This is a genomic window from Paenibacillus sp. OAS669 (genome assembly GCF_014873645.1).
In the GTDB taxonomy this organism is placed as follows: Bacteria; Bacillota; Bacilli; order Paenibacillales; family NBRC-103111; genus Paenibacillus_S; species Paenibacillus_S vulneris.
In genome coordinates, this window is sequence record NZ_JADBDR010000004.1 from 390,745 (window position 1) to 416,352 (window position 25,608).

Here is a 25,608-nt window from a genome sequence, read left to right on the forward strand (position 1 = left end):
AAAATTCGCGGGCAACGGATGTTTTTTGGCGAACCTTGGAAAACATACTTTGTCTGATCATAGCGGCTTGTACATTTGGATGGTTACTACCCTGTTCGCACCCAGCATCATAATCTTCATATCAACAGGCTTGAACCCGTACTTATGATAGAACGACAATCCCCGGGTATTCGTGTTGTGGCACCATAGAAAAGCCTTCTGAACCTTCAGACTGTGTTTAGCCTTTTGCAGCAAATGATCAAATAAAAATTCCGCCGCTCCTTTGCCTCGGTATTCCGGCGATATAATGACGTTTCCTACCCAACAGGAGCATTCAGCAGGGTCAAGATCATATAGATTGGCATAGCCTGCCACTTCCTGCGTCTTAACATCCATAACGACACTCGGTTCGTATCGGTTTTGCAATAATTGCACTATCTGCTCCGGGGTTAACGGATATTGAGACCGCGGACTCATGTACAGCAATTCTTCTTCACTTTGAGGAAATTGGCAAATCGTCTCCAGATCTCCCTCGTTCAGGCTTCTAAAGGCGTACATAGACTCCCTCCTCAGCGTCACCAGCCATGGCTTTCGAACCACATGTGTTCATGGTTTCTTTCAATCGCTTTCTTGATGTAGGGAATGATGTTGTCTGGCAATTCCTTGATATGGAACCACCTTAATTCTTCGCATTTATGCGGCTCTGCGTTCGTAATCGTGCCTGACCAGGAATCTACCAGCAGGTAAAAATCAACCCATTCCGAGCTTGTGTTCTTTCGGTGCATGACGCCAACTACTCTAAGCTGGGAGGGCTCGATCGTGATTCCAGCTTCCTCCCGTGCCTCCCGGATTGCCGCCGATACAACCTCCTCATTCCCGTCGATTCTTCCTGCGACGACACTCCACCAGCCGTCCATAAACCCTGTGTTTTTCCGTTTAAGAAGAAGCACCTCCTCCTGACGATAAAACAATAAATGAACAGACCCATAAAACAGCGGCTCTCCCATATTCCCCTCCTGATGTCCTGCTTGTTAGCCCGATTCCTCGCGCCTTATTCACGATCCTTATGAGTTCTCTTTTACAAGAGCAGCTCCAGCCATTCTTCTTTAGTTACTGCGCCAAAATAATAAGTAAGGTCCACAGAATCCAGCAGCTGCTGAAGGGCCTCGGTATCGTATTTCACTCCGATCAGCTTGGCGGCAAACTCTACGGCATCCCCGACCCCGAAGAAATCTCCGTAAATGACGGCGCCGCGGATAACGCCCTCTTTCACATCCAATCTCACATCAAACGTACCGGCCGGTAGACGCTTCATGGAATGGACGTTGAATTCCGGGGATTGACCGTAATTCCAGTCCCAGCTCCGATACCGTTCATCCGCAAGCCTGCGAACCGCTGCCCAGTCCTCTTCTGTCAGCTTATACTCCGTCGGAACGGCTCCCTCGAAAATAAAATTCAACAAATATTGTCTGAACTCCGTAATGGTCATCGGCTCACGAAGAAATTCGGAAATATTGGCGACGCGGCTCCGAACCGACTTAAAGCCTTTGGACTGAATCTTCAACGGATTCACGTTTAAAGCCGATACGACATTCTCAATCTGGGAATTCAGCATCAAGGTTCCATGAGTGAACATGCGTCCTCTGGTCGAAAACTGGGCATTCCCCGACACCTTCCGTTCTCCTACTTGAATATCATTACGGCCCGAAAGCTCCGCTTCTACACCCAATTGATGCAGGGCTTGGACTACGGGCTCGGTAAATTTGCGGTAGTTACTGAAGGACTTGCCGTCATCCCTTGTAATAAAGCTGAAATTCAGATTCCCAAGGTCATGGTACACCGCACCGCCTCCGGATAGACGCCGAACGACATGGACCCCATTAGCCTCTACATATTCGCGGTTCACTTCCTCCGCCGTATTTTGGTTTTTCCCGATAATAATAGAAGGCTCATTGATGTAGAACAGCAAATAGTCATTTTCTATAGGCAGGTTTCTAAGCGCATATTCCTCCAGCGCCAGATTAAGCGCCGGGTCTGTCATGTTCTGATTATCAATAAACAGCATGGTCCTTATCCTCTCCTTAACTCCCAACGGAGCATCTTTATGTATTATAAGCATATCACAGCGCGGCCAAATTTTCTTGCTCCTTTATGATTCGACAAAGGGGGAAATCCTAAGAGAATACGGAATCATTTTGAGAAAGAGCCGTTGCCCTACAAAGTGGAGTTTGGCTTAAAAGCTGAATCGGGTGGTTCGTCACGGGGACCGTCGGTCAAAAGAAAAAGGCATCCCAAAGGATGCCCCCAACCTGCCATTCAGATCATCTATTCTTCTTTTATGAACCATCATGTCGTTTTATTGTCTTTCACCGTTATTTTCCCATAATACATGTACATTCCGCAGTAATACTCGTATGTTCCAGGCTTCAAAGAATCTAAGGTTATAAGGTTGTCCCCTTTATTCAGAGGAACATCCATCCCGAAATCCTTGGAAATCATATTTTTGATGCAAGTAAAGCCAGTCGATTTTTTAAAGTTTATTTTGGCTGGAACACCCGGCTGTAATTCAATATGGTCCGGCACGAAGCCGTCGGCTGTTACGGTTATGGTAGCGACCTGATATCCCGCCGCTTGCTCCGCAATAAGAGGATCTACAGGATCCGGTTTACTTTGAACATACAACCATATGGCACATAGTCCAAGCAGACCCAGCCCGGCTAGTAGAGTGACTGCTTTTGTCATCCGTTTCATGGCTTCCACCCTCTCCGCATATTCTTGATCGTACCTTCAAAGGGTATACCCTAAGTATATCGGATGGAACAGTTCATGGAGCGATTCAAATATGGCGTAATCAGCACAATCCCTAGAGAACGAAGGTCCCATGCAATTATTGGCATAAAGAAAAAAGAAACAGCGGTGTGCTGTCCCTTTTTCCCCAACAGGATACGATTATCTCACTACGTCGTACCGGAACCAATCCACATCAGCGGCAATACGTCTGCCGGAGCCGCCGCTGCTGGCATAAAAACCGACCATCGTCCCCGTAAATGCCTTCTTCTCCATGGTTCCTTCATCGCTAAGAAATTGAGCATCCGGGATAACCCCGAGAAGCTCCCAGGAGGATCCGTCCGTACTGTAAGAGAAGCTTCTAGCCTCGCGTTGTACTGTAACTTTCAAATACAGTTCCTTCTGAACCTCCAGCTCTGCCGAAGTGAGAACCCGGGTACTGGAAGCCCGCCGTTCAATCAGCTTGATCTTCAGTCCCTCGTCATAGATCAGACAAAGCTTTACAAAGCATCGCGTATCATAATAGCATATAAGCCCGGCCTGCTCCCCGTTAACCTCCGGATGAAACTCCAATTTCATTGCGGCTTCGTATCCATGATGCTGCTCTCTTCGAACAAGCACATTCTTCGCTTCGATCGAATCAATATCCGCATCCCCGGTCCACAGTCTTACATAACCTGGTCTTTCCTGAAGGGACCATCCGGCCGGATCCGGATTTCTCACGAACTGCCAATGCAGCGGAAGCTTCTCATCATCAAAGTCATCAAACCCGGTAAATGGATAAGGATGCTCCTCTAATTGAGGTGCAGCCTGAACATGGCTGGGGCCATAGCCCCCATTCACCAGGAACCATCCATCCTCTGTCCATTGAACAGGCTCCAGGCAGGTTTCTCTTCCAAGCACGCAATAGTTCCCGCCGATTGGCCTGCCCGCCAGATGAACAATCCACCAGTCGCCATACTGGGTTTGTACCAGCTTGCCGTGACCCGCGCGCTGAATGGCCGCCGTCGGATCCGTCTGTGTATGGACGGGATTATGCGGACAGGCTTCATAAGGACCTGTCAACGTTCGGGAACGTGCTACCGTTACGCAGTGTCCATATTCGGTACCGCCTTCGGCAAGGATGATGTAATAATACCCGTCCTTCTTCAGTATATGAGGCCCTTCCGGCGAAGCTTTCCCCGTACCCGGCCACAAGAAGATCGACTCTCCTACGGCGGCGGTCATATCGTCATTCAGCCTCAGCAGCTTGGCGCCGCCTCCTCCATAGACCATATAGCGGCTGCCGTCGTCGTCTATGAATAACGAAGGATCCAGTCCTTCTTCATTGATAATGACAGGCTTGGAGTACGGCCCCTCCGGCTTGTCCGATGTCATAAGAATATTGTGGCGGCCGGACCCATGCAGCCGCAGGGTGGCCATAATCGTGAACACTCCGTTGTGATAAGAGATATCAGGAGCCCAGATGCCGTAGGAGTCCGGCAAATCCGCCAACGGAATATCCTCGCTCTTCGTGATGGCGTGTCCAATATATTCCCAATTCACAAGATCCCTGGAATGGGAAATAATAATGGCAGGGAAATACTGAAAGGTCGAATTGACCATGTAATAATCCTCGCCCACACGTACGATCGAAGGGTCTGGGTGGAATCCCGGTCGAATAGGATTCGAGTAGGTTCTGACAGTCACTGTTCATCGAACTCCTTTTATGCTCCGTGAACTTGAATCGTTTGCAAAAACGTCTCCGTTGCCTGATCAATCGGCTTGTGCTCGATGCCGGCCAGCTTATGGCAAAACTCGCGAATTAATAAAGCCTGCGTACCGGCGTTCATATCGCCCTCAATCCGCCCTTTTCCAATCGGGACGGCCGCCGGCATATAGGGATAAAACTCCCCTTCCTTCACCTGCGCAACGTTGGGAGCAGGCGGCGATTGATGAATTTCTCTGGAGAAGCCTCCATCCTCCCGCAGCAGCTTGCGCATATTAGCTATGGTGATCCGGATAATCTCCGCCAATTCCTCCTGCGGAATGGTCAGCACATGCCCGAACGTACCGAGCAAATCGATCGGATTGCGGATCCAGCACATATCTCTGGCCTCGTCCTCCCGCAGGCATTGCAGGATCGTCTGATAAATACGGTCAACATTAGGCAGAGGAATGCCGAATTGCGTATAAAACGCGCTCAGCTTAAACGTTCCGGATATGCGAATATACCGGTTGCCTTCGCCCCATAAGCCTGTTTCCGGATCTTGAATGGAGGCAAAATAGGCTTTGCCCGCTTCAATAAACCGATTCCGCTCCTCCTCTTCCATCTTAGCAATATGATGGTTCGGCGTCCCCATGAAATCGCAGCCTCTCCAGCTGTTGCGCAAATCCACTTTCTTAAGCCACGCAATGTACGTTTCCGGGGTACTTAAATGCTCTGGACGGGTGATCATTTGATGCGGAAGCGGATGCAGCGGCGCCGACCCGAGTCTGCGAAGAGAGTTGCTGCTGTAACCAAGCGCTCTCATGACCATGACCTCGTCCTTACGCATATTCTCGTCTGCATCAAAGAAATATCCTGTTGCAGGATCCTGCTTCTTCTGGAAAAAAGCAGCGATACTTTGCTTCATCGATTCGGGCAGCCGATCCAGCAGCTCGGAGCGTGCCAGAATAGTGAGCGCTTGAGCCGTCGATTCAATATCCGGAATGAAGTTCTCCATTTCAAACGAGCTCCGCGCGTAGTAGAAACCGCCTGAAGCCGGGTCATATTGGCCTCCGAGCCAACGATAAAAATTCGTGAATAACGCATCTATCTCAATTAACAGCTCTTGAATTTGTTGTTGTCCTGTTGTCATCGCGATGTCCCCTTTTAATCCTCGATCGGAAGGTATTCAAACCAATCGAAGTCTGCGTAGTTCGTGCTCGCTTCCCCTTCACTGCTTGCATATAAGCCCATATAGGCTCCGATAAAGCCTCCGGCAACATCAGAGCTGAGCAGGGTTCCATCCACATCCTCCGCCAAAGCAATCCACTGCTCGTAAGAGGTTGCATAATAGAAATGATAAGCCTGCCCGATGGCCTCTACCTTAAGGTAAAGCTTGCCCGCATCGACCGAATGGGCTCCTAATATGATTTCTTCTCCCGCCTTGCGCTGGATCAGCCTGATTACAGGACCGGCTTCTCCCAGAGCGTACTCCAATCGGAAATGGTAATCCTGGTTTTGCAGCAAAACGAGTCCGGCGGCTTCATGACTCGTCTTGGGAACGAACTCCATCACCGTACGCGCAACAAAGCTCATATGCTGCTGGCGCCTTCCGACAAAGCTCGGATTCGCACATTCCGACAGCCGCTCCGGCTTCAGCTTTAAACGAAGATAGCCCGGACGTTCTGTAAGGGACCAGAACTCTCCTCTAGGGGTCCGGATAAAATTCCACTGCATCCCCAGTGTACCGCTTTCAAATGGATCACAGGCAGCAGCTGACGGCCATCTTGTTTCCGGTAGGTTAGGGCGCGGCATTTCGATTTCGACAATCCCTTTGCCCGGGTTTACGACAGGCCAGTCTTTTTCCCAAATGAACGGAACAAGGAACGTTTCTCTGCCCAAATTCCTGTACTCGCCGCCGTACGGACGCGATGCAAGGCATACCATCCACCATTCCCCGTTCTGCGTCTCTACGATATCCGCATGTCCGACGTTAACGATAGGGTAGCTTCTGCCCAGATGACGATGAGTTAAGATCGGATTGGACTTGCAGTTCTCATACGGTCCGGTTATCGACTCACTCCTCGCTATCGTGACTGAATGGGTATATCCGGTCCCTCCTTCCGCAATAAGCAAGTAATAATAACCGTTGATTTTATATAGATGAGGACCTTCTTGGGCATGAATTTGCTTTAGAGCGCCGTCCCACAGGCTGAATTTGGGCCCGATCAGCTGCTTGGTTTCCAAGTCGAGCTCCTGCAGCCAAATTTCCATATGCTTAGGGTACTGCTGTCCGGAAGGCGGCTGACGGTTGGCCATGACATATACTTTGTCATTGTCATCGAAGAACAAGGACGGATCGATGCCCGGAGCATCAGGCAGCCAATACGGGTCTGACCAAGGCCCTGCCGGATCCTCGGCGGTTACGAAGAAGTTTCTTCGTGCCCCCGTTGCACTCACAACAAAGGTTGTGATCATATAGAAGATCCCTTTATGATAGCGAATAGTCGCCGCATAGATTCCTTTGGAGGTCGGCGTGCCGTCCAGATCGAGCTGGGAAGGACGGTCAAGAACATGTCCGATCTGTCTCCAGTTCACCAGATCCTTACTATGGAAAATAGGTACGCCCGGATAATACTCAAAAGAAGAGGTCACTAAATAATAATCTTCTCCTGCTCTGCAAATGGACGGATCGGGATAAAAACCGGGTATAACGGGATTGCGAAATGTCGTCGAGTTCATCTAGCACGGTCTCCTTTTGAACAATGTCCTTTATAAGCACAAAATAAAATGTCTATTCTTGTCTTCATTCTAGTACAAAGATTCATACGATTCTATACAAATTGATGTTTAAACATCCGTAAAGTTTCGTTTTTTTGTCTTCCACAATATCCCTTTATATTCCTGGGAGGAGCAACCAAAGCCGGCTTTTTCCTGTTAAATGACAACGGAAGATCATTGGTTTTGATCTCTATTGCGAAAGAAATGACCTGCTAAAAGTTTCAAAGAAACAAAACAAAAGTTTGAAAGAAATCATAAATAAATAAGAAAAAACAAGCTGTACTTCATGCAAATCAAAAAGCAATCTTCTGGCGATACAAAATAAAATAGCAAAAAGACCAAAAGCAATCCGTCCTCAAGAACGGAATCTGATGGTCTAATGCTGCTGGTGTTCCCCAAATTCTAATTTCACTATACGCACATTATTTGATTTCGTGATAAGTCCCGCTCCGCATTTCGTAGAACAAGCCCTTGTCCCGCCGATAGGCCCGGATTAGCAGATGGATTACGAACATCACATCCATACATGCTACCGCTAATAAAAGAGGCAAGAAATAGAGGGGCTGCAGCTGCTGGACTGTGGCAAAAGCAACACAACAGTTTGCACCGCCGATAACAAAATATAACAGTCCGTAGCGTATCAGCAGCTCATTGAACTTGATGTCCTCCCCCCGGCCGCGAAGACGGATGCGAACGAAATATTTACCCGCAGTAAAGCCGTTCGTCAGGTAAGGAAGCACAATAAAATACCCAAAGATTAGAGCAGCAAAATAGACCGGTTCTCCGATATATAATAAATACATTGCAAATGGGACAAGGAGTACCCAATCGGTCTGAAATGCGATAAACCGCCGCACGAATCCGACCCGCATAGCCTTCAAGTCCACGTCGTCATCCAGCTGATCCAGCGATGGCAAGAGTCTCGACATCAGTACGGCAATAGCGCCGCCTATAGCCCCTCCGGCTGTATTCAGCATCAGATCGTCCACATCAAACAGACGGTATGGACAATCATAGATGCCGTATAATCCCGTCCACTGCGTCCATTCGAAAAATAGCGATAATCCGAACGCCGCGGCGCATGTAAACACCCATTTGAATCGAAAGTAATACCGGATCACAAACCCGAAAGGCACAAGCAGCAAGATGTTAAAAACGACCTGCCAGAACGCCCTCTCCCTGATGACTCCGATATAGGTTGCCGGTTCATCCAGACGGATACGCGTTTCCTTCAAGAAGTCCTGCACGAATCGAAACGGTGTCCACTGCGTATAGGTATCCCCGGACCCTGTACACGTATGTATGGTATCAGGTAGCGGCAAAATGACCAAGTAATACGCCGTTAACAGGTAAAGCAGGAAGGAATACAGCACGACACCGCGGAAGCGATGAACATAGCCATATACCCGGTACTGTATAATCAAAAACGGCAGAGTGAAAAAAAAGGCGACAACCGGAAAGGTTAACAGCGCATAACGGATGGGAAACAAGTAGGATTCGATCATAAAAAGTCAACACCTGATGATTAGATTCGCTACGAAATAAGCTTCCCCTAGTTTACGTTGTTATGCCAAAACTATGAACCGTCCTCAGCCCGGTATCATCCTCGACTTAAGTCCTGTATAACGCTGCTAAAATGTCGGGCCGATCCGCCAAATACCGAAATCGTGCTGCTTCAAAATTTCCGATTTGGTCAGCTTGCCGGAGCAAACCTCAATAATTTCTTCAAAGATCCGGTCGCCGACAGATTCAATCGTCTCCGTTCCTTCAATAATCGTTCCGGCGTTCAAATCGATATTATCATTCATTTTTTCATAGATGGATGTGTTCGTTGAAATCTTGATTACCGGCGCAATCGGTGAGCCTGTAGGAGTCCCCCTCCCTGTCGTAAACAATACGATCTGTGCGCCGCCTGCAACCATACCTGTCAATTGCTCAATATCATGGCCCGGCGTGTCCATCCATACTAATCCCTTCCGGCTCGGTCTCTCGGCATAATCGATGAGCTCCTGCAAAGGTCTTGTTCCCGATTTGTTGGAGGCACCGAGCGACTTCTCTTCCAAAGAGCTTAGCCCGCCCTTGATGTTGCCCGGACTTGGATTGCCGGTGCGAATGTCCACATTCATCGTGAACGCCCTCTTCTCCATTGCTTCGATAACCTGGTAAACTCTTTTGGCTACGTGATCGTCAACGGCCCGTCTGGCTAACAAATGCTCCGCGCCGATGAGCTCCGTCGTCTCTGCGAGAATAGAGGTTCCCCCGTGATCGACTATTTTGTCGCTGCACACACCGACAGCCGGGTTAGCGGATAGTCCGGAGCAAGCATCCGAGCCTCCGCATTCGGTGCCGACAATCAATTCCCCGAAGTCACATTCTACCCTTCGTTCCCTTGATGCATCCTGCACCATTCTAGCTGCCGCTCTTGCCGCCTCGGCTACCGTGAACAAAGTGCCTCCGTGGTCCTGAATGGAAACTACCTCGACAGGCTTGCCGGTCTTGCGTACCTCGGAAGCAACGCTTCGGGCCTGATGCGTTTCACAGCCTAGCCCCAATACGATGACACCGTATACATTAGGATTTGCAGCCATTCCTACATACGTGCGGAACGTTTGCTCATAATCAATACCTACTTGAGCACAGCCGTGCTGATGAATGAACGTAACGGTTCCCTGAACCAGTTCCGTTACTCTTTGTGCGGTCTGGGTCGCACATACGATCGTCGGTAAAATCAATACATGATTGCGGACGCCAACCCGTCCGTCAGGGCGCCTATACCCCCAAAAGCTTCGGGAGCTTGTATTAGATTGCGGCATGCTGATCCCCTCTTCCCCTTTTTCCTTCCAGATTATGTACATGCACATGCTCACCGGCTTGAATATCTCTTGTAGCGGCTCCAATGACTTCACCGTACTTGAGTATGTCTCCTCCGGCTTCAATAGGTGTGACCGCAAACTTGTGGCCAAATTCTATCGGCTCCAGCAGCAGCACCGGAAAGGTTCGATCCTGACAGGTTACGGTCAGCTCCGCTCCCTTAGGAATATTCGACAGAGCGACAGCAACGTTATCACTTGGCTTCATCATCACCGTGTGGTACGACAACAGACATTCCCCCTTGATCAAATTATAAAGTGATTGCGCTTGCATATTACATTCGAGACGGGTACATCCTATTCCTACCACATGGAATAAATTCCTTTTTCAACCTTTTTTTCAGCGCAAAAAAAAGCAGCCGGACTTGTTCGTCCAACCGCTTCTATTTACCTACTCTCCAATGGGAATACACATATTCCATGTTTTCGTCGCCTTTTGGAAACCGCCAGGGCCATTGGCTACGGCTGCAAACAAATGGGTCGGCTTGCCGTCCTGGAACAGCAGGAACGGCCGCTCCAGACTGCCCATCGTTTGGACGGTACCGTCCTCCCATGTGATCGTTCGGGAATAAGCTTTAGGTCGCTCGCAGAACGCCCACTGCTTGCCGTCCTCGGAGAACGCATGTACGCCGCCGTGCTTCTCGCCGCCGATATTTCCATCCATATCTTTGGCAATGAGCTCATAGCCCGATTCCGTCTTCCAAATGAACGGATCCTCAATATGGAACTTCTCCGGCGAGAACAATGGCTCATCCAAACTCCGTTCGTAAGGGCCGCTGAAATGATCGGCATAAGCCACGCCAATCGTCATTTTGCCATGTACATTCCCTTCATAGCGTCTCGCTTTGTAGACCAACAAAACGGACCCATCCTTATGGACGCATGGTGCTGGGTTTGACGTCAAGAAGCTGTCGAACCTGCCAGGGCGAGTCGGAAGCAGCGGGGCATCCGAACGCTCCCATGGGCCGAACACGCTTTTGGATACGGCCAGTCCCACTCGCTTATTCGCACGGCCAACGATACAACGAGGATCGTCAAGGCCTATGGTTTCACCCGGAACCGGCTCCGGCAGCGGATGGGTGGAGCCCATATAATACAGCAAATACGTATCTCCGCATTTGGTAATATGAGGATTGTGCGTACTGCGTCCGTCCCAATACTGGGCTCCCCTTGCAGGCAAAACCACCTCCTGGAACTCGTACGGTCCTTCCGGCGTGTCCGAAACCGCGCGCACAACTTCAGAGCCCATAATCCAGCCGGGGTGCATAGGCAGCGTCTGCGGCCAGCGGGATGCGAACATATGAAAGCGGCCGTCCTCTCCTTTCACCACGGAACCGCACCATACCCAATAACCATCCATACGGAAACCGCCGTTGAGCGGGGCCGGCTTCAGTTTTTCGCTTAAATTCTCAAATGTTAAGGACATTGATTTCTCTCCTCTATCTATCTGTTTTTTTGTTCACTGGGACTCTTGCATCGTCTAAATAACTCCTGCTATTTTCATTTAAGCACATAGGACCCTCTAAGCCTATAGAAAATCCCGATCCATTTAAGCACAAAATCAGTGTTAAAATTAGTTACGCTACATTCAATTTATATTGATTTTATTGATTTCTTATGGATACAATATGGGGACATACGTATTATTATACGCTTTCAATTCTGTTGTGCAGGTGATAAATATGGACTGCTTGGAGCTGCGGATACCGCCGATGCCCCATCTAATGACGGTCGGCTTCTCGAAGCCAGTGAAGGGCACGGTTCACTACGAAAGAAGCTTCCCCTTATATGACATCATTTTGGTAAAAAAAGGCGCGTTTTATATGACGGAAGAACATATCGAGTACGAAATCCCGGAGAATGGCATGCTGATATTGGAGCCTAACCGCAGACATTGGGGACATCAGCCCAGCCCGGAGGGAACCGAGGTGTATTATTTGCATTTAATGCATGAGCCTCCGCTGCGTACCGTTGCAGCCAATGAGGTTCAATGGACCGCCGTCTCTCCTTCTCCCACCTACCGGGATTTGGAGCCCGGCATTCAGTTGATGTATCTGCCCAAATTCGGACCAATAGAGACGGGTGAGTTGTTTCCATTGCTGGATCAAATGCTGATGCTGAAAAATCGCTTTTCATTGGAAAATCAGCTGCCGCTTCAAGCTCTGCTCGGGCAATTCTTCGTCGCTCTGCAAAAAAGCCTGAGAACCCAAACCATCTCAAGAAGCCAGAAGCTTAGCGAGCAGATCATTAACTACCTCTATATGACCAGCGATAGGCCGTTCCGGCTGGATGACCTGTCGGGACATTTCAATTTTCACATCGATTACCTGTCCAAATGCTTGAAGAAGCATACCGGCTTGACGCCGCTGCAATATGCGAACCGAATCAAGATCGAGCGGGCCAAGTTGTTGCTTCACAATACGGATTTGCCGCTTAAGGAGATCGTTATGCAGGTCGGGTTCACCGATTACAATTATTTTTTGCGCATGTTCAGGCAGCATACGGGCATCTCGCCGGCAAAATATCGTTCAGGCTATTTGCACAGCCTTTCTTAACAAGTTCAAGCCCTTTTCAAAAACAAAATACCAAAAAAAGCGCACTCCTGATCCATCAGATCAGATAGTGCGCTTTAGCTATTTATCCAAGGACGACACGGTCGTCTACAAATTTTTCTCCGCGAATGCGCTCGAATTCCCTGAGCAGCCGTTCTACGGTCAGGCCCTTCTTCTCTTCCTCCGGCACATCCAGAATGATTTTGCCTTTGTCCATCATAATCAACCGGTTGCCGAGACGGATAGCCTGCTCCATGTTATGAGTCACCATAAGAGTCGTTAAGTGCATTTCCTGCACGATCTGCTGTGTTAATCTCGTGATCAGTTCGGCACGGGATGGGTCCAATGCGGCCGTATGCTCATCGAGCAGCAAAATGCGCGGCTCCGTGAAGGTTGCCATCAGCAAGCTCAGCGCTTGCCGCTCACCGCCTGAGAGCAGGCCCACCTTCGCATTCATCCGGTTTTCCAGATTCAGGCCCAGTCGGCTCAACTGCTCCGCGAACATCGCCTTTTTCTTGGAGGTGACGCCGAAGCCAAGCCCTCTTGTTTTGTTCCTTGCATAAGCAATCGCCATGTTCTCCTGAATCGTCATGGTTGGAGCCGTTCCCGCCATCGGGTCCTGAAAGACCCGTCCGATCCATTTGGCCCGTTTGTGCTCAGGTACGTTTTCCACGGCTTGACCGGCGATCTTGACCGTGCCTTTGTCCGGTATCATAACACCGGAAATGATGTTCATTAACGTCGACTTTCCGGCGCCATTGCTCCCAATGACGGTAACGAAGTCGCCTTCCTTCATATTCAGCTGAATATTGGACAGAGCCACCTTCTCATCCGGGGTTCCGGGATTAAACAGCTTTGACACTTTTTCCAGATTAAGCATGATGTCACTCTCCCTCCAGCTGGCTGGTCCGCTTCCGAATGAGCGCCTTTTGTTTAAATCGTTTACGGACCATAGGCAGTGCCAACGCAACAATAACGATAAGTGCCGTCATCAGCTTCATGTCCGTAGCTTCCAGTCCGACCCGAAGCGCCAATGCGACGATCAAGCGGTACAGCACCGCACCCAGAACTACCGATAAAGTCGCCCATATGACCGTACGGGCACCGAACAATGCTTCCCCAATAATGACGGATGCCAAGCCGATCACGATCATCCCTACGCCCATCGTAATTTCAGCAAAGGCCGAATATTGAGCGACCAAAGCACCGGATAAGGCGACAAGTCCGTTCGATAAGCTGACACCAACAATGATCGTGGAGTCTGTGTTGACCCCAAAGCTTCGGATCATTCGCTGATTATCGCCGGTAGCCCTGAGCGAAAGCCCGAGATCCGTATGAAGGAACCAATCCAGCGCGAGCTTCACGATGATAACGACAAACGGCATGACGTACAGTACATGGACTCCCGTAAGGAGCGTGTCCTCACCAAGCAGAGGAATGTTGGATTTCCCCATAATGCGGAGATTGATAGAATACAAGGCGATCATCATCAATATCCCTGCGAGCAAGGAGTTGATCTTCGCTTTGGTATGCAGCAAGCCGGTACAGGCACCGGCAAGGACGCCTCCGACAAAAGCCAGGACCGTCGCCAACAGCGGCGATGATCCCCCTGCGATCATGACCGAAGCAATCGCGCCGCCGGTAGTGAAGCTGCCGTCTACCGTCAGATCGGGAAAGTCCAGTATCCGGAATGTAATATATACTCCCAGAGCCATGATAGCATAAATTAAACCGAGTTCGACCGAACTCCAGAAAGCATCCATGTTTCCAGCCTCCAATAAAGAATGAAAAGCGACCTTGCAATGAAACAGCGAAGGTCACTCTAAAGCGTTATTATTTCGCAGTACCGTTCAACAGATTGTTTTTATCTAGCATTTTATTTTTGATAGCGTCTGTAATTTCTACCCCTTGCTGCTTGGCTGCAGCCTGGTTGATGATCAGGTCGAGCTTGTCAGGGAAAGTGACCTTCATATCGCCTGGTTTTGCACCGTTCTTCAAAATCTCTACAGCCATTTTACCGGCTTGGTAGCCGTGGTCGTAGTATTTGAAGCCGTAGGTGGCCACTGCTCCTTTTTCCACCGTATCGCGGTCAGCAGAGAACAAAGGAATTTTTTTGTCATTAGCCACTTTAATGATGGACTCGACGGCGCTGATGACTGTGTTATCCAATGTGGTATAGAATGCGTCAACCCGGCCTGCCAAAGACTCGGCAGCTTGCTTGACCTCAGAGCTGTTCGCTACAGCAGCTTTGATCACCTTGATATTATGCTTGGCAAGCTGAGCTTCTGCCGTTTTCAGCATGACGACTGCATTCGGCTCACCTTCGTTGATCACGACGCCGACTGTTTTTACTTTAGGGAAGTCGGATGCGATCAGATCCATCAGCTTGGTGATCGATTCAGGGTTCGTGTCCGCGGCACCGGTTACATTACCGCCCGGCTGATCCAGCGATTTCACCAGCTTAGCCCCCACGGGGTCGGTTATAGCGGCGAATAATACCGGAGCATCCTTCACGTTCTGTACAACCGCTTGAGCGGAAGGCGTTGCAATAGCAAGCACGAGATCCTTTTTATCCGCGGCAAATTTTTGAGCAATGGTTAAATTGGTCGTCGGATCGCCCTGCGCATTTTGATAATCAAGCTGCATCGTATCTTTGTCAACATATCCTGCTTCCTTCAACGCGGCCAGAAAGCCTTCACGCGTCGCGTTCAACGAAGGATGCTCGACGATTTGGGAAATTCCGATTTTCACTACTTTTTTACTAGGTGTTGATGCTCCTCCGGCGTTGTCATTGGCTGGCGCAGCGGGTTTGGACCCACAGCCCGCCGCAAAAATCAACGGTACGGCAACGAGCAAAGAAAGAAGCTTGGCTGATTTCATTATTAGACCCTCCTATGTATAGGTAGAAAGCTTTAAAGCGTTAATGCTATCTTATTACGGTAGGACGGGTCCGTCAATGATTTCTCATTCATTTACATTTATTTACTTTTCGTTCGTAGGCATCCTACTCTGCGTAATGAATGCCGATGAACTTCATTTCCGTCATTTCTTCCAAGGCATATCGTATGCCTTCCTTGCCGGTTCCGCTAAGCTTGACGCCGCCATAAGGCTGATTATCCTGACGGTAGGTTGAAATTTCATTAATCCAGACGCCGCCGGTCTCCAGCTGATCGGCTATCCGCAGGGCGCGGTTGATATTCCTTGTGAATATTCCCGCCTGCAAGCCATAGTCAGAGTCATTGGCTAAGCGTATGACCTCTTCTTCCGTATCAAACGGAAGCACCGATACAACAGGAGCAAAGACCTCCTGGCACATGACCTTCATGTCATGGGTGACTCCGGTAAGAACTGTCGGCTGCAGCATGGTTCCCTTACGCTTCCCTCCTGTCAGGACCGTTGCGCCCTGGGATTCCGCTTCTCTGATCCATTGCTCCGCACGAAGGGCCGCCTCTTCAGTAATCATCGGTCCGAGGTCGGTTGCCTCCTGCAGCGGATCACCAGAAACAAGCTGCTCCACCATCGGAATATAGCGCTCCAAAAATGACGGATAAACGGCACGCTGAACATAAATGCGCTGAGCGGAGATGCAAACTTGGCCGGCGAAGGCAAATGCTCCTTTTACGAGGCTGCGCGCCGCTTTATCCAGGTCTCCGTCCTCGAAAATAAGGTTCGGGGAATTGGAGCCGAGCTCCAGCGTCACTTTCTTTAAGCCTGCCATTTGTTTAATGCTTAAGCCGACCTGTGAGCTTCCGGTAAAAGTAACCTTTTGGACCAGCGGGTTCGTAACAAGTGTTGGCACCAGCTCTGCTCCGGCCCCCTGAATCACATTCAATGCTCCAGAGGGAAGCCCGGCTTCCTCAAAGAGCTTGGCGAGCATAACCGCAGAGAACGGAGTCTTCTCTGAGGGCTTCAGCACGACTGTGTTGCCCGCCGCGATAGCCGGCGCCAGCTTATGCAAGACAAGGTTCAACGGAAAGTTGAACGGAGTAATTGCCGCTACGACACCGATCGGATACCGGCGTACCATCCCCAGCCGCTGTTCCCCGCCGATGGCGGCATCCATTGGAACAAGCTCGCCATGCATCGTCTTGGTTTCATCGGATGCGAAGCGAAGCAGCTGTACCGCACGGCCGACTTCCGCCCGCCCGTCGCGGATCGGTTTGCCCGCTTCCTTGGCCAGCATAACGGCATACGCTTCCGTCTGTGCCTCCAGCAGATCTGATGCCGTCCGTAATATTTCAGCACGTCGATAGGCGGGCATTGTTTTCATGACAGAGTGAAATACTTGGTTCGCCGCAGCAACCGCCGCCTCGACGTCCTCCTTCGATGCATATTCGACGGTTCCGATAGCTTCACCTGTATACGGATTTTTCACGTTATGAACGCTGCTATCCTTTCCGATAACCTCTTTTCCATTAATGATAGAACCTGCTCGCAGCATAGAACTCACAACCGGCACTCTCCTTTTTTTTCATCTGGTCATGTATAAAAGCCCTCCTTCCGAAGAACAAGCTATCGGACGAAGAGCTTTCGGGCTACTATCAAGATTTCAGGAACGGAGATTTTATACCCGCGGCAAGCTTTTCCAGCGACTTTTGAACCCGGCTGACACGGGTCTCCTCCCGTTTCGCATCCGTAATCCAACGAACATATTCTTTACGGTGCGTGAAGGATAATCCGTCAAAAAAAGCTTTGATCTCCGGCTTGCTTTCCAGCTCTGCTTGGAAATCCTCCGGAATTTCCAGTACCCGGGACTTTGATTCAGCCGTTGTCGCCGGTTGCCGGCTTCTCTGCTCCCTGCGCGGACTTGTGCTCTGAACCAGCTCTGCCGGACGAAACCTCATGGCGGACCAAGTATCGTCAATGGATATCAAGGCAATGCCTTCGAAGCCAGCTCCGTGAATCGTTTCCCAGCCGGCGTCCCGGTTAAGATCCGTTTTGATTTTAGAGCTTTTCTTGGGATATGAAATCCAGAAAAGCCCGTCCTGTTTAACGGCTTTGGCCGCTTCAGGACCTAGGGCATTCAGCTCGTCCACATTGCTTGCGAACAGATGTACGAAATCATATTCTCCAGACGGCCGTAGATCCAGTCTCGTATCGTCCGGAAGGGGGGATATTCTTTCCAGATAACCGTCCGGAGCGTTCATAATCAGGATTCGTTCAGCGTTCTGCAGCTTTAATTTTTTGACTAGATCGGCTTCCATGTTTATGCTGACTCCTTTTACAAGACAATTGGATACCCTTAGTATAGCACAGAGCTGCTTATCCCCCTATCTTAACCAAACAATCACGTCCGCGCCAAAGAACAGTCTCCCTTTTTAAAACGCACTACAGCTCCTCAGTATCCATCAAGTACCCGTTCAGCAGTTGTAAGGATCCGAAGCTAGCATTCCCGCTGCAGCAAGCAAGTCATCCGCCAATTTCTTATTGCTCTCCAGATACATATAAGATTGCGGCGGGGTAAAGCCATACTTGTCCCGCAGCTCCTGTAAGGCGAGGGTGTGAATTTCGCAAATAGACCTTATGGGTATGGCGTAGCCCTTGTCCAGCCCCTTCAAATAAGAGGTTATCCCCTGCCCCCATCCGGGGTGCTCCCGTTCAGCAATAGCAGCTATACGATCTGCCGAATCGATGATCGGGGTTCCGAATTCTATAATCCCACGAAGCTCCTTGACCGGCGAGCTCACATAGATAAAAGCGGTTACGGCTTCCTTAAGAAATGCTCTGCGATATTCGAACTTTTTGATTCCCTTCAGGATCTCATTGTAAGGCTTCGGTTGTAAGCTCAGAATGATTCTTCGCTTGTTCCGTTCATCATGGGCGTTCACTCAAGCTGCTCCTTTCCCGTTACAAAAATATGGATATTGACATCAGCTTCTTCCTATTATATCGGATTATGAAAATTATGGTAAATGGAAAGCGAAAAGCGAACAACGCCAGAAACCGACTTGTCCGCCTATCTTATGGTAATAAACCTATGCTTAACTTTCCATATCAGCATGTTACTCTGCTGCGGTTTTAACTGCCTGTCTGCAATATGCAGCAACTTCGTTAGGCAAAAAGGCCGTCCCGTCATATTTTAACAGGGAGCTGACACCTGAAGTCCTGCCGGAATGCAGACGAATTAGTGATGCCAACTGTCCGGTAGCGTTGTGTTCCACAATAACGACCTTAGCAGCCTTCATAAGATAAGGACGAAGCGCCTCCATTGGGAACGGATGCAACAGCCTGACCGTGATGCGGTTCGTTCGAATCCCTTCCATGCTCAGCTTCCTTCTGGCCTCGTCCATGACGCCTATCGTCGAACCCATCCCGATGATAAGCAACTCCGGCTCCAGATACGGTTCATCGGCAGTCAGAGGATGCCGGATCGCAATATGCTTCATCTTTTGCATCCGTTTGTCCATCATTTTCTTCCGGTTATCAGCGCTCTCTGACGCACGGCCGTGCTCATCATGTTCGACCCCGGTTACATGGTGGATTCCCTGCTTCGCGCCTGGCATGGCTCTCGGGGATATCCCATCCGGAGTGATTTCATACCTGCGGAATGAACTGGACTCTTCCTTTTGTCCCGAGGCTCCACTTGCTTCTTCCAGCTTCGTTTCGTCCATCCAAACTCCACGATCAACTTGGAGCCGCGAATAATCGAAACACTCCGCCGTTTGCTTGCCCATGGAAAGCTGGAGATCCGTCAGCACGATGACCGGACATTGATACCGTTCAGCCAGATTGAACGCATCGACTGTATCATAGAAGCATTCCTCAATGGTGCTTGGAGCAAGCACAATTTTGGGGACTTCCCCATGCGTTCCATGAATCATCGCCAAAACATCGCTTTGCTCTTGCTTGGTAGGAAGTCCGGTGCTGGGGCCTCCTCGCTGCGTATCTATGATAACCACCGGTGTTTCCGTCATTCCCGCAAGACCGATTCCCTCCATCATCAGAGATAATCCAGGCCCGGCAGAAGCGGTACAGGCTCTGACCCCGCCATAATTCGCCCCAATGGCCATTGTCACGGCAGCAATCTCATCTTCCGTTTGAATCACCGCGCCGCCAAAGGACGGCAAGTGCTTCATTAAGTACTCCATGATTTCGGTCGCAGGAGTAATCGGATAAGCGGGCATAAAACGGCAGCCTGCAGCAAGGGCCCCAAGACCTATAGCATCGTTGCCGATGAGAAACAGCTTCTCCTTCCCGTCTGCCGGTGCCAGCCGGAATGCCTCTAGCGGGCCTCCGGTAAGAGCCAACGCACTTTCCGCTCCTTTTTTAGCAGCCTCGATATTTTTCTGAACCACGGCTTCCCCCTTAACGGCAAATTGCCGGGCTATTGCGCTATAGAATAATGACATCGGGAGTCCAAGAAGCGCCCATGACGCGCCGGATGCAGCCATATTTTTAAACAGCGCGGATCCGGCCTCCTGGGCAATCCGGGTGATCGGTATTGGCAGCAAGCTGGCTTCCACTCCGCTAGGAAGAACGGGCTTCCATAACTCGTCCGCAATCACGATCCCTCCTCGCACTAACTCCCTTGCATTCCAGTGTATCGTCTCCTGATCCAACGCAACAAGAATATCCAAATCATCGGCAACGGACCGGATAGGCTTGGTACTAATCCGAATATTGTTGTTGGCATGACCACCCAAGATTCGCGATGAAAAATGGCGATAGCTGTACAAATAATACCCTAGCCGCGCCAAAGCGCTCGAAAACACCTTATCCGTGCTTTCCATCCCTTGTCCTTGCTGCCCTCCAACCTTCCAAGCCAGCTGCTCTCTCATGTATGCGCACTCCTTTTGGGTTCATATGGATTACACTTCCATTTTATGGAGTGGATGACAAAAGAAACAGAATCCGTTTTCGCTAGTTATGATCTAATTTTGATATTGATATCTGTTATTTCAATCTATTATTGTTATAGTTAATTCGAAAGCCCGCTTCTCTCCGAACAAAATAAAAACGCCAAGAGCTGCCTCCTGGCGTTGGGTTTATCGTAAACCACCAATAGCAATACCCGATGCACTTTCATTCCATTCTCTCTATTCATGCATCGAGGTTTTCACATATTGAATGTAAAAGACGGCCTCCTCCACGGGATCATCTGCTCCATGAAGATCATCAAAATCCAAAGGGGAATCCATATTCGGCTCCTTCCGGTAAGCCCCTGTTCGAAGCACAAGACGTTCTACCGTCAAAACGGGAGCGAAGAAGCCGTAAGTCTTGCGGAAGTCTCCTATGATAAGCTCATACTTTTGCCTGACCGTATCGATATCTATTCTAATCTCATACCAGGTATCCGGACAGTAAGCCATGACTTTATGCAAGCCCCCGTGCTGCGCCTTGATCCAGCCGTCCGCATCCAGAATCAGGCGAAGCGGAAATGTTCCCTTGTAATCACACACTTCGATTTGTAATGACCCGTTAGCGGACTGAGCAGCGAGCAGCTTGAATTGGATGCATACCTTTCGGCTTTCGGGAAACACGCGAACCGCCTTGCAGTAATCGTAGGGGTCCATGTTATGCAGCCTTAGGCTCTTATTGTGTGCCGAAGGGAAGGGCTCTATCGTAACCTGCGCCCATTGGCAGCTGTAGATGTTCCAGCGTTCGACATAACCGCCTGCAGGCAAATCATCAAAGGTATCCTGAACCGGTTGTTCCACACGAAGCTTTATAGGAACGGGTACGCGGCTTACCCATAGGTCTTCTTTATTCACGCTATAAGTTAACCACATATCACGGCCTATGGGCGTCCGACTGCCCGCCTCGATCCCCCGGATATACTGCGGACCGTAATCTTTGTAGTGGCCGGAGTAACGCATCGGAGATACCTCGCCATGAATAGCCGCCATCTGATCGAAGCTCACTCCATCCTCACTTGTGACAATGGCTAACGGCCAGCGGTATTTGCCGGTAGGCGTCGGGTTGTATACAAGCGCATACTTGCCGTCTCCCGTTTGCTGTCCCCAGACCTTGGCACCGGCCATGATGAAAGAAGGAACATCCTGCAGCTTCGACCATGTCTTCCCTTCATCTTCGGTCACAGCAGCCTTGGACGATTTGAATACCGCGATAACTCTCCCGTCCGGCAGCCGGTAAGTGGAGGGGGCTTTGCCTCCGGTGATTGTATAAAACCCATCCGGGCTTCGATCTTCCTCCCACCACTGCATAGTGACCAGTTTATCGGAGAGCAATGCTTCACAAGCTTCAATGAATGCCGGATCTTCAGACATCCTATAGTACGGGAATCCGGTATTCGTCTCGTTCCAGCCTGCGTGAAGATTATATCGCAAAAAATAAACCGGTCCCCAATTCCCTTCCCGATCGATTTCTCTAACCACACGTCCCATCCCATTGCCATCGTTCGGATGGACGCGGTACGTTGGACAAATGCCATAAAATCCAAGCACTAGAAGCTTGCCGTTCGGCGCTTCATAAAAGCCCATCCGTTGATGCATCACCGCGTAACTGTCAGGAGGAAGCTCGGGGGCATTCGGGTTCTGGTAGACGCCGGCCGGAATCGGTATAGCCGGAAATACAACCTTCGGCTTTGCCCAACGAACGCCGTCTTCCGAAGTGGTCAGCAGCGTATGTCCGGGCGGAACATGCTCCGATTTCGGATTGCTTAGATAGATCAAATAAAATTTGCCGTTCCAGTGAGCCAGCATAGGAGCATGATTATATGTCCAGCCCCAATCGTCGGCAAGCTCCGGCCGGGTACGATTGGCCCGAAGGATCTGATAATTATGCGTACCGACAACCGGTCTTAGCTGACCATCATGATAATCCGTGTTGGCTGCCTGCCCGCCGACGTAGCGGATGAGTTCGTTTGGCTCCATCATATCGCTCCCCCGTTCTAATGGTTAGGTTGCAACGCATTAATTTTTATTTTTTTGTATGGATTGGTTGGCCAGCTCCTCCGCTTTGCGGACCATCGTATTTATGTCCAGCTTTTTATTCACCAGCTCTCTCAATGCAACTTTGTCTATTCCATCCTCGATAACATATTCATCGTATTTGGTGGTCGGGCCTGACGGAGCGAAGGGGTTGTAATAAATGGCCTTCAAGTTTTTATCCTTATCTGCCGTCTCCTGTCCGATCACATTTTGAATGTCAGGATTGTTAAGGGCCGTCAGGAACCCTTGCTTGGACAACTCCATCTGGAATTCGTCCGAAGTTAAATATTGAATGATCTTCATCGATTCGTCCTTATGCTTGCTGAACGCAGGAATCCCTAAATACGTATACATGATCTGCGGCCCGACACGCGGAGCATCGTTGAAGCTGGGAACGGAGACCATATCCCACTTCATGTCTCTCATTTCCTTAACGCCTTGATGCATATCCGAGTCCGTTAAGTACATCGCCACGTCCTTGTTTTTATAAAATACATCCGAACCCGGCCACTGGGCGCCGAACTTCCCTTCCATTCCTTCGATCGCGCTGAATTTTTCGAATACGGTTTCGATGGTCTTTCTCCACTTGTCGTTATCGATCAGCGCCTTTTCCGTCTTCATATCGACAAATGGCAGGGAGTATTGATTTTTACGCAAATAACTTTTGGTTTTAAGCCAGTACCCGTAATAAGGCTTATCGTCTACGCGGGTCAGCCTTTTGGCCAGCTCATAGGTTTCTTCCCAGGTCATCCCATCCTTCGGATAAGGAACGCCGAATCGATCGAAAATTTCTTTATTGTAATACAGCGCCATGCCGCTTCCGTAGACGGGAAGGCCATACAATCCGCCTGCAGACCGCATTTGCTCCAAACCGTTCTTGTCAAAACGGCTCAGGTCGATTTGATGCTTTTTCGCAAGATCCGTCATATCCATCTCGAGCTTGGCTCCGAGCAAATCTCTCGCATAGGTTCGCGCACTCTCCACGTAGATATCGAACGTTTGATTGCTGGCGATCATTTCAGGAAAGCTGAATCCCGTCCCCTTCTGAATATACTTGATGGTATACTCCGGAAACTTCTTTCTTACCGCTTCGACGAACAAAGGCTCCTTGCCCGAGCTATAGAACGCGATCTCCACAGGAGCTTTCGCAATCCCTTCAGCCTCCTTGGGAGACTCCTCCGGTTCGGATATGCTTTGGCTCTTAGTACATGCAGAGGCAGACAACAAGACAGCGATCATCACCATGGACAACAGCCCTTTTTTCAACAACATAGGAATCCCCCTAATCATGAATATCGTCCGGTGACTCATTTTGACGTCGATATTTTCTGGTTAGCAATTTCCTCTGCCTTTCTCAAACCGGAATTGAGATCTGTCAGTCCTTTCACCATATCCCTGAGCTGGGTTTTCTCGAGCCCGTCCTCCACCACAAACTCATCGTAGGCGGTAATAGGCGCGGTCGGAGCGAATTTGTTGTAAAATACGGCCTGCATGTTCAGCTTCTTATCCTTGAACGGAGTATTGGTTGCATAAACCTGCTGCACCGCCGGGCTTTTGAGTGAAGTCATAACACCCAGCCTGGACATTTCCATCTGATAATCCTCTGAAGTTAACTGCCGGATAACCTCCATCGCCTGATCTTTTTTCTGGCTCATGGAAGTGACGCCCATATAGGTATATGCTGCCTGTACCCCTACTTTCGGCTTATCTTTAAAGGTCGGCATCGCCACCATGTCAAAATTCATTTTGCTGAGTGATTCTTGAGCGGCCATCAGCCAGCTGGACTGCATCACATACATAGCTAATTCCTGAGTAACGTTGAATGCATCGTGGCTTGGCCATGCCTTTATCGCCCTTTCCCTGAAGGCGGTAATGTCCGAGAACTTTTTAAAAATCGTATCAAAAAGCCGGTACCATTCCTCGCTCGTTACAGACGCCTTTTCCATTTTGGGGTCCACTAACGCAAGAGACAATTGATTCGTCCTTAAATAATGCTTGGGCGAGATCCAAAACCCGAGGTATTGCTTTTCACCGCTATTCGCCGTCAGCTTTTTGGCCAATTCGTATGTTTCTTCCCAGGTCATGCCGTCTACGGGATAGGGAACCCCCAATTTATCAAAAATATCCTTATTGTAATACATCACCATCGTGTAATTGGATATCGGCAGACCGTATAAGCCTCCCGCCCCTTCCGGCGAAGTCATCTGGTTGATTCCTTCAGGCTCAAAAGCACTGAGATCGATTTGATGCGATTTCACCAGATTCGACATGTCCAACGCTACATTGGAGGATATGTACTGCTGCTTTACAGAGCGGGCATTCGCTATATATAAATCAATATGGGTGCCGGAGCTTAACAAATGCTCCAGCCGGGAGCTTTCCGTTTGCGAGATGTGAGTGATTTTATACTGGGGCAGCTTCCTCTTCAGATATTCCTCGTACTTCTGGTTCCAGCCGTCCGGACTTTCCAGTGAAAAAACGGTCAGCTCCGTCGGTTCTTCCAGCTTCTTGCGCAGCTCATTACCGGAATCTTTCGGTTCTTCCGCGGCTCTGTTGTCTTCACTGCATGCTGATGTCGCGGCAAGGACCGATACTGCAGAAAGAAGAATTGCACACTTTTTCCATAAAATCACCGCTTTATCCACCCCTTTGAATGAAAATAAGTGACCTGACTGAAAATCATTCCTATCGAAAAGCAGATGGGCACCATTTGTTTGTAAGCGTATTCAAAAATGAAATCCGGCAGGGTGCAGGCCCTCTGTCTAGCTTTGTTTGCTTTTGATTTAACCATTCGTTTAAAATCAACAAATCTAAACATTTTGATAACAACTTACAAAAATCCACCATTTAAACTAAACATTTTAGTTCCCATCTCTTTCCCAAACACATCGTATCATCACTAAATTCAAGTGTCAACGCACTTTTTGTTCAATTCTCCACCTCATTTTACTAAATATGATGTATAACCATAAATTAGAAGCAAAATCAGATAAATGATCAACTAAACTTTATGAGTTAATTCTTCTAAACTATTAACAAAAAAAGCTTTCCATAACCGCCCT

22 protein-coding genes are annotated in these 25,608 nt (G+C 49.4%); 1 reads left to right on the top strand and 21 read right to left on the bottom strand.

From position 1 onward, the window contains the following. Positions 1–57: 57 nt before the first annotated feature. The 11 genes from GGC63_RS12195 to GGC63_RS12245 form a co-directional block, all read right to left on the bottom strand. Positions 58–537: a GNAT family N-acetyltransferase gene (locus tag GGC63_RS12195; protein ID WP_192702559.1), complete on the bottom strand. Its 480-nt coding sequence runs from the start codon at positions 535–537 to the stop codon at positions 58–60. Between the two features lie 17 nt (positions 538–554). Then, positions 555–986, bottom strand: a complete 432-nt coding sequence (locus GGC63_RS12200; RefSeq protein WP_192702560.1) for an NUDIX hydrolase — start codon at positions 984–986, stop codon at positions 555–557. 71 nt (positions 987–1,057) lie between these two features. Beyond that, a complete protein-coding gene (locus GGC63_RS12205) occupies positions 1,058–2,044 on the bottom strand; it encodes a lipoate--protein ligase (RefSeq protein WP_192702561.1) in 987 nt (328 codons plus the stop codon). A gap of 281 nt (positions 2,045–2,325) precedes the next feature. Continuing rightward, positions 2,326–2,730, bottom strand: coding sequence for a cupredoxin domain-containing protein (locus GGC63_RS12210; protein WP_192702562.1), 405 nt, complete (start codon positions 2,728–2,730; stop codon positions 2,326–2,328). Positions 2,731–2,928: 198 nt separating this feature from the next. Continuing rightward, on the bottom strand, positions 2,929–4,455 hold the full coding sequence (locus GGC63_RS35110; RefSeq protein WP_318781036.1) for a glycoside hydrolase family 43 protein: 1,527 nt from the start codon (positions 4,453–4,455) through the stop codon (positions 2,929–2,931). Between the two features lie 17 nt (positions 4,456–4,472). Next, the gene (locus GGC63_RS12220; RefSeq protein ID WP_192702563.1) at positions 4,473–5,606 is read right to left on the bottom strand and encodes a hypothetical protein; all 1,134 of its coding nucleotides are present in this window, start codon (positions 5,604–5,606) and stop codon (positions 4,473–4,475) included. 14 nt (positions 5,607–5,620) lie between these two features. Next, on the bottom strand, positions 5,621–7,195 hold the full coding sequence (locus tag GGC63_RS12225; protein ID WP_192702564.1) for a glycoside hydrolase family 43 protein: 1,575 nt from the start codon (positions 7,193–7,195) through the stop codon (positions 5,621–5,623). A gap of 461 nt (positions 7,196–7,656) precedes the next feature. Continuing rightward, the gene (locus GGC63_RS12230; RefSeq protein ID WP_192702565.1) at positions 7,657–8,739 is read right to left on the bottom strand and encodes a VanZ family protein; all 1,083 of its coding nucleotides are present in this window, start codon (positions 8,737–8,739) and stop codon (positions 7,657–7,659) included. A gap of 126 nt (positions 8,740–8,865) precedes the next feature. Then, a complete protein-coding gene (locus tag GGC63_RS12235) occupies positions 8,866–10,047 on the bottom strand; it encodes a UxaA family hydrolase (RefSeq protein ID WP_192702566.1) in 1,182 nt (393 codons plus the stop codon). Further along, on the bottom strand, positions 10,034–10,336 hold the full coding sequence (locus GGC63_RS12240; RefSeq protein ID WP_412973861.1) for a UxaA family hydrolase: 303 nt from the start codon (positions 10,334–10,336) through the stop codon (positions 10,034–10,036). Before GGC63_RS12240 ends, GGC63_RS12235 begins: the two co-directional genes overlap by 14 nt. Positions 10,337–10,495: 159 nt before the next feature. Further along, a complete protein-coding gene (locus GGC63_RS12245; protein ID WP_192702567.1) occupies positions 10,496–11,530 on the bottom strand; it encodes a glycoside hydrolase family protein in 1,035 nt (344 codons plus the stop codon). A 256-nt stretch (positions 11,531–11,786) separates the two neighbouring features. Between GGC63_RS12245 and GGC63_RS12250 the strand changes: the two genes are divergently transcribed. Next, a complete protein-coding gene (locus GGC63_RS12250) occupies positions 11,787–12,659 on the top strand; it encodes a helix-turn-helix transcriptional regulator (protein ID WP_192702568.1) in 873 nt (290 codons plus the stop codon). A gap of 82 nt (positions 12,660–12,741) precedes the next feature. On the opposite strand, the gene GGC63_RS12255 is transcribed toward GGC63_RS12250, so the two are convergent. The 10 genes from GGC63_RS12255 to GGC63_RS12300 all read right to left on the bottom strand — a co-directional run bounded on the left by GGC63_RS12255 (position 12,742) and on the right by GGC63_RS12300 (position 25,179). Further along, positions 12,742–13,536: an ABC transporter ATP-binding protein gene (locus tag GGC63_RS12255; RefSeq protein WP_079911865.1), complete on the bottom strand. Its 795-nt coding sequence runs from the start codon at positions 13,534–13,536 to the stop codon at positions 12,742–12,744. A 4-nt stretch (positions 13,537–13,540) separates the two neighbouring features. After that, complete coding sequence (locus tag GGC63_RS12260) at positions 13,541–14,419, bottom strand: ABC transporter permease (protein WP_079911866.1); 879 nt, start codon at positions 14,417–14,419, stop codon at positions 13,541–13,543. Between the two features lie 70 nt (positions 14,420–14,489). Continuing rightward, positions 14,490–15,536, bottom strand: a complete 1,047-nt coding sequence (locus GGC63_RS12265) for an ABC transporter substrate-binding protein (protein WP_192702569.1) — start codon at positions 15,534–15,536, stop codon at positions 14,490–14,492. Between the two features lie 124 nt (positions 15,537–15,660). Next, positions 15,661–17,097, bottom strand: coding sequence for an aldehyde dehydrogenase family protein (locus GGC63_RS12270; RefSeq protein WP_192702635.1), 1,437 nt, complete (start codon positions 17,095–17,097; stop codon positions 15,661–15,663). Positions 17,098–17,197: 100 nt separating this feature from the next. Continuing rightward, positions 17,198–17,860, bottom strand: a complete 663-nt coding sequence (locus GGC63_RS12275) for a YdeI/OmpD-associated family protein (RefSeq protein WP_192702570.1) — start codon at positions 17,858–17,860, stop codon at positions 17,198–17,200. A gap of 156 nt (positions 17,861–18,016) precedes the next feature. Then, entirely contained in the window at positions 18,017–18,484 is a 468-nt protein-coding gene (locus tag GGC63_RS12280) for a hypothetical protein (RefSeq protein ID WP_192702571.1), read from the bottom strand. A 174-nt stretch (positions 18,485–18,658) separates the two neighbouring features. After that, the gene (locus GGC63_RS12285) at positions 18,659–20,434 is read right to left on the bottom strand and encodes a 2-oxoacid:acceptor oxidoreductase subunit alpha (RefSeq protein ID WP_192702572.1); all 1,776 of its coding nucleotides are present in this window, start codon (positions 20,432–20,434) and stop codon (positions 18,659–18,661) included. Between the two features lie 258 nt (positions 20,435–20,692). Continuing rightward, entirely contained in the window at positions 20,693–22,492 is a 1,800-nt protein-coding gene (locus GGC63_RS12290; RefSeq protein WP_192702573.1) for an exo-alpha-sialidase, read from the bottom strand. Between the two features lie 36 nt (positions 22,493–22,528). Continuing rightward, a complete protein-coding gene (locus GGC63_RS12295; protein ID WP_192702574.1) occupies positions 22,529–23,818 on the bottom strand; it encodes an ABC transporter substrate-binding protein in 1,290 nt (429 codons plus the stop codon). A gap of 35 nt (positions 23,819–23,853) precedes the next feature. Further along, entirely contained in the window at positions 23,854–25,179 is a 1,326-nt protein-coding gene (locus GGC63_RS12300; RefSeq protein WP_192702575.1) for an ABC transporter substrate-binding protein, read from the bottom strand. Positions 25,180–25,608: the final 429 nt, after the last annotated feature.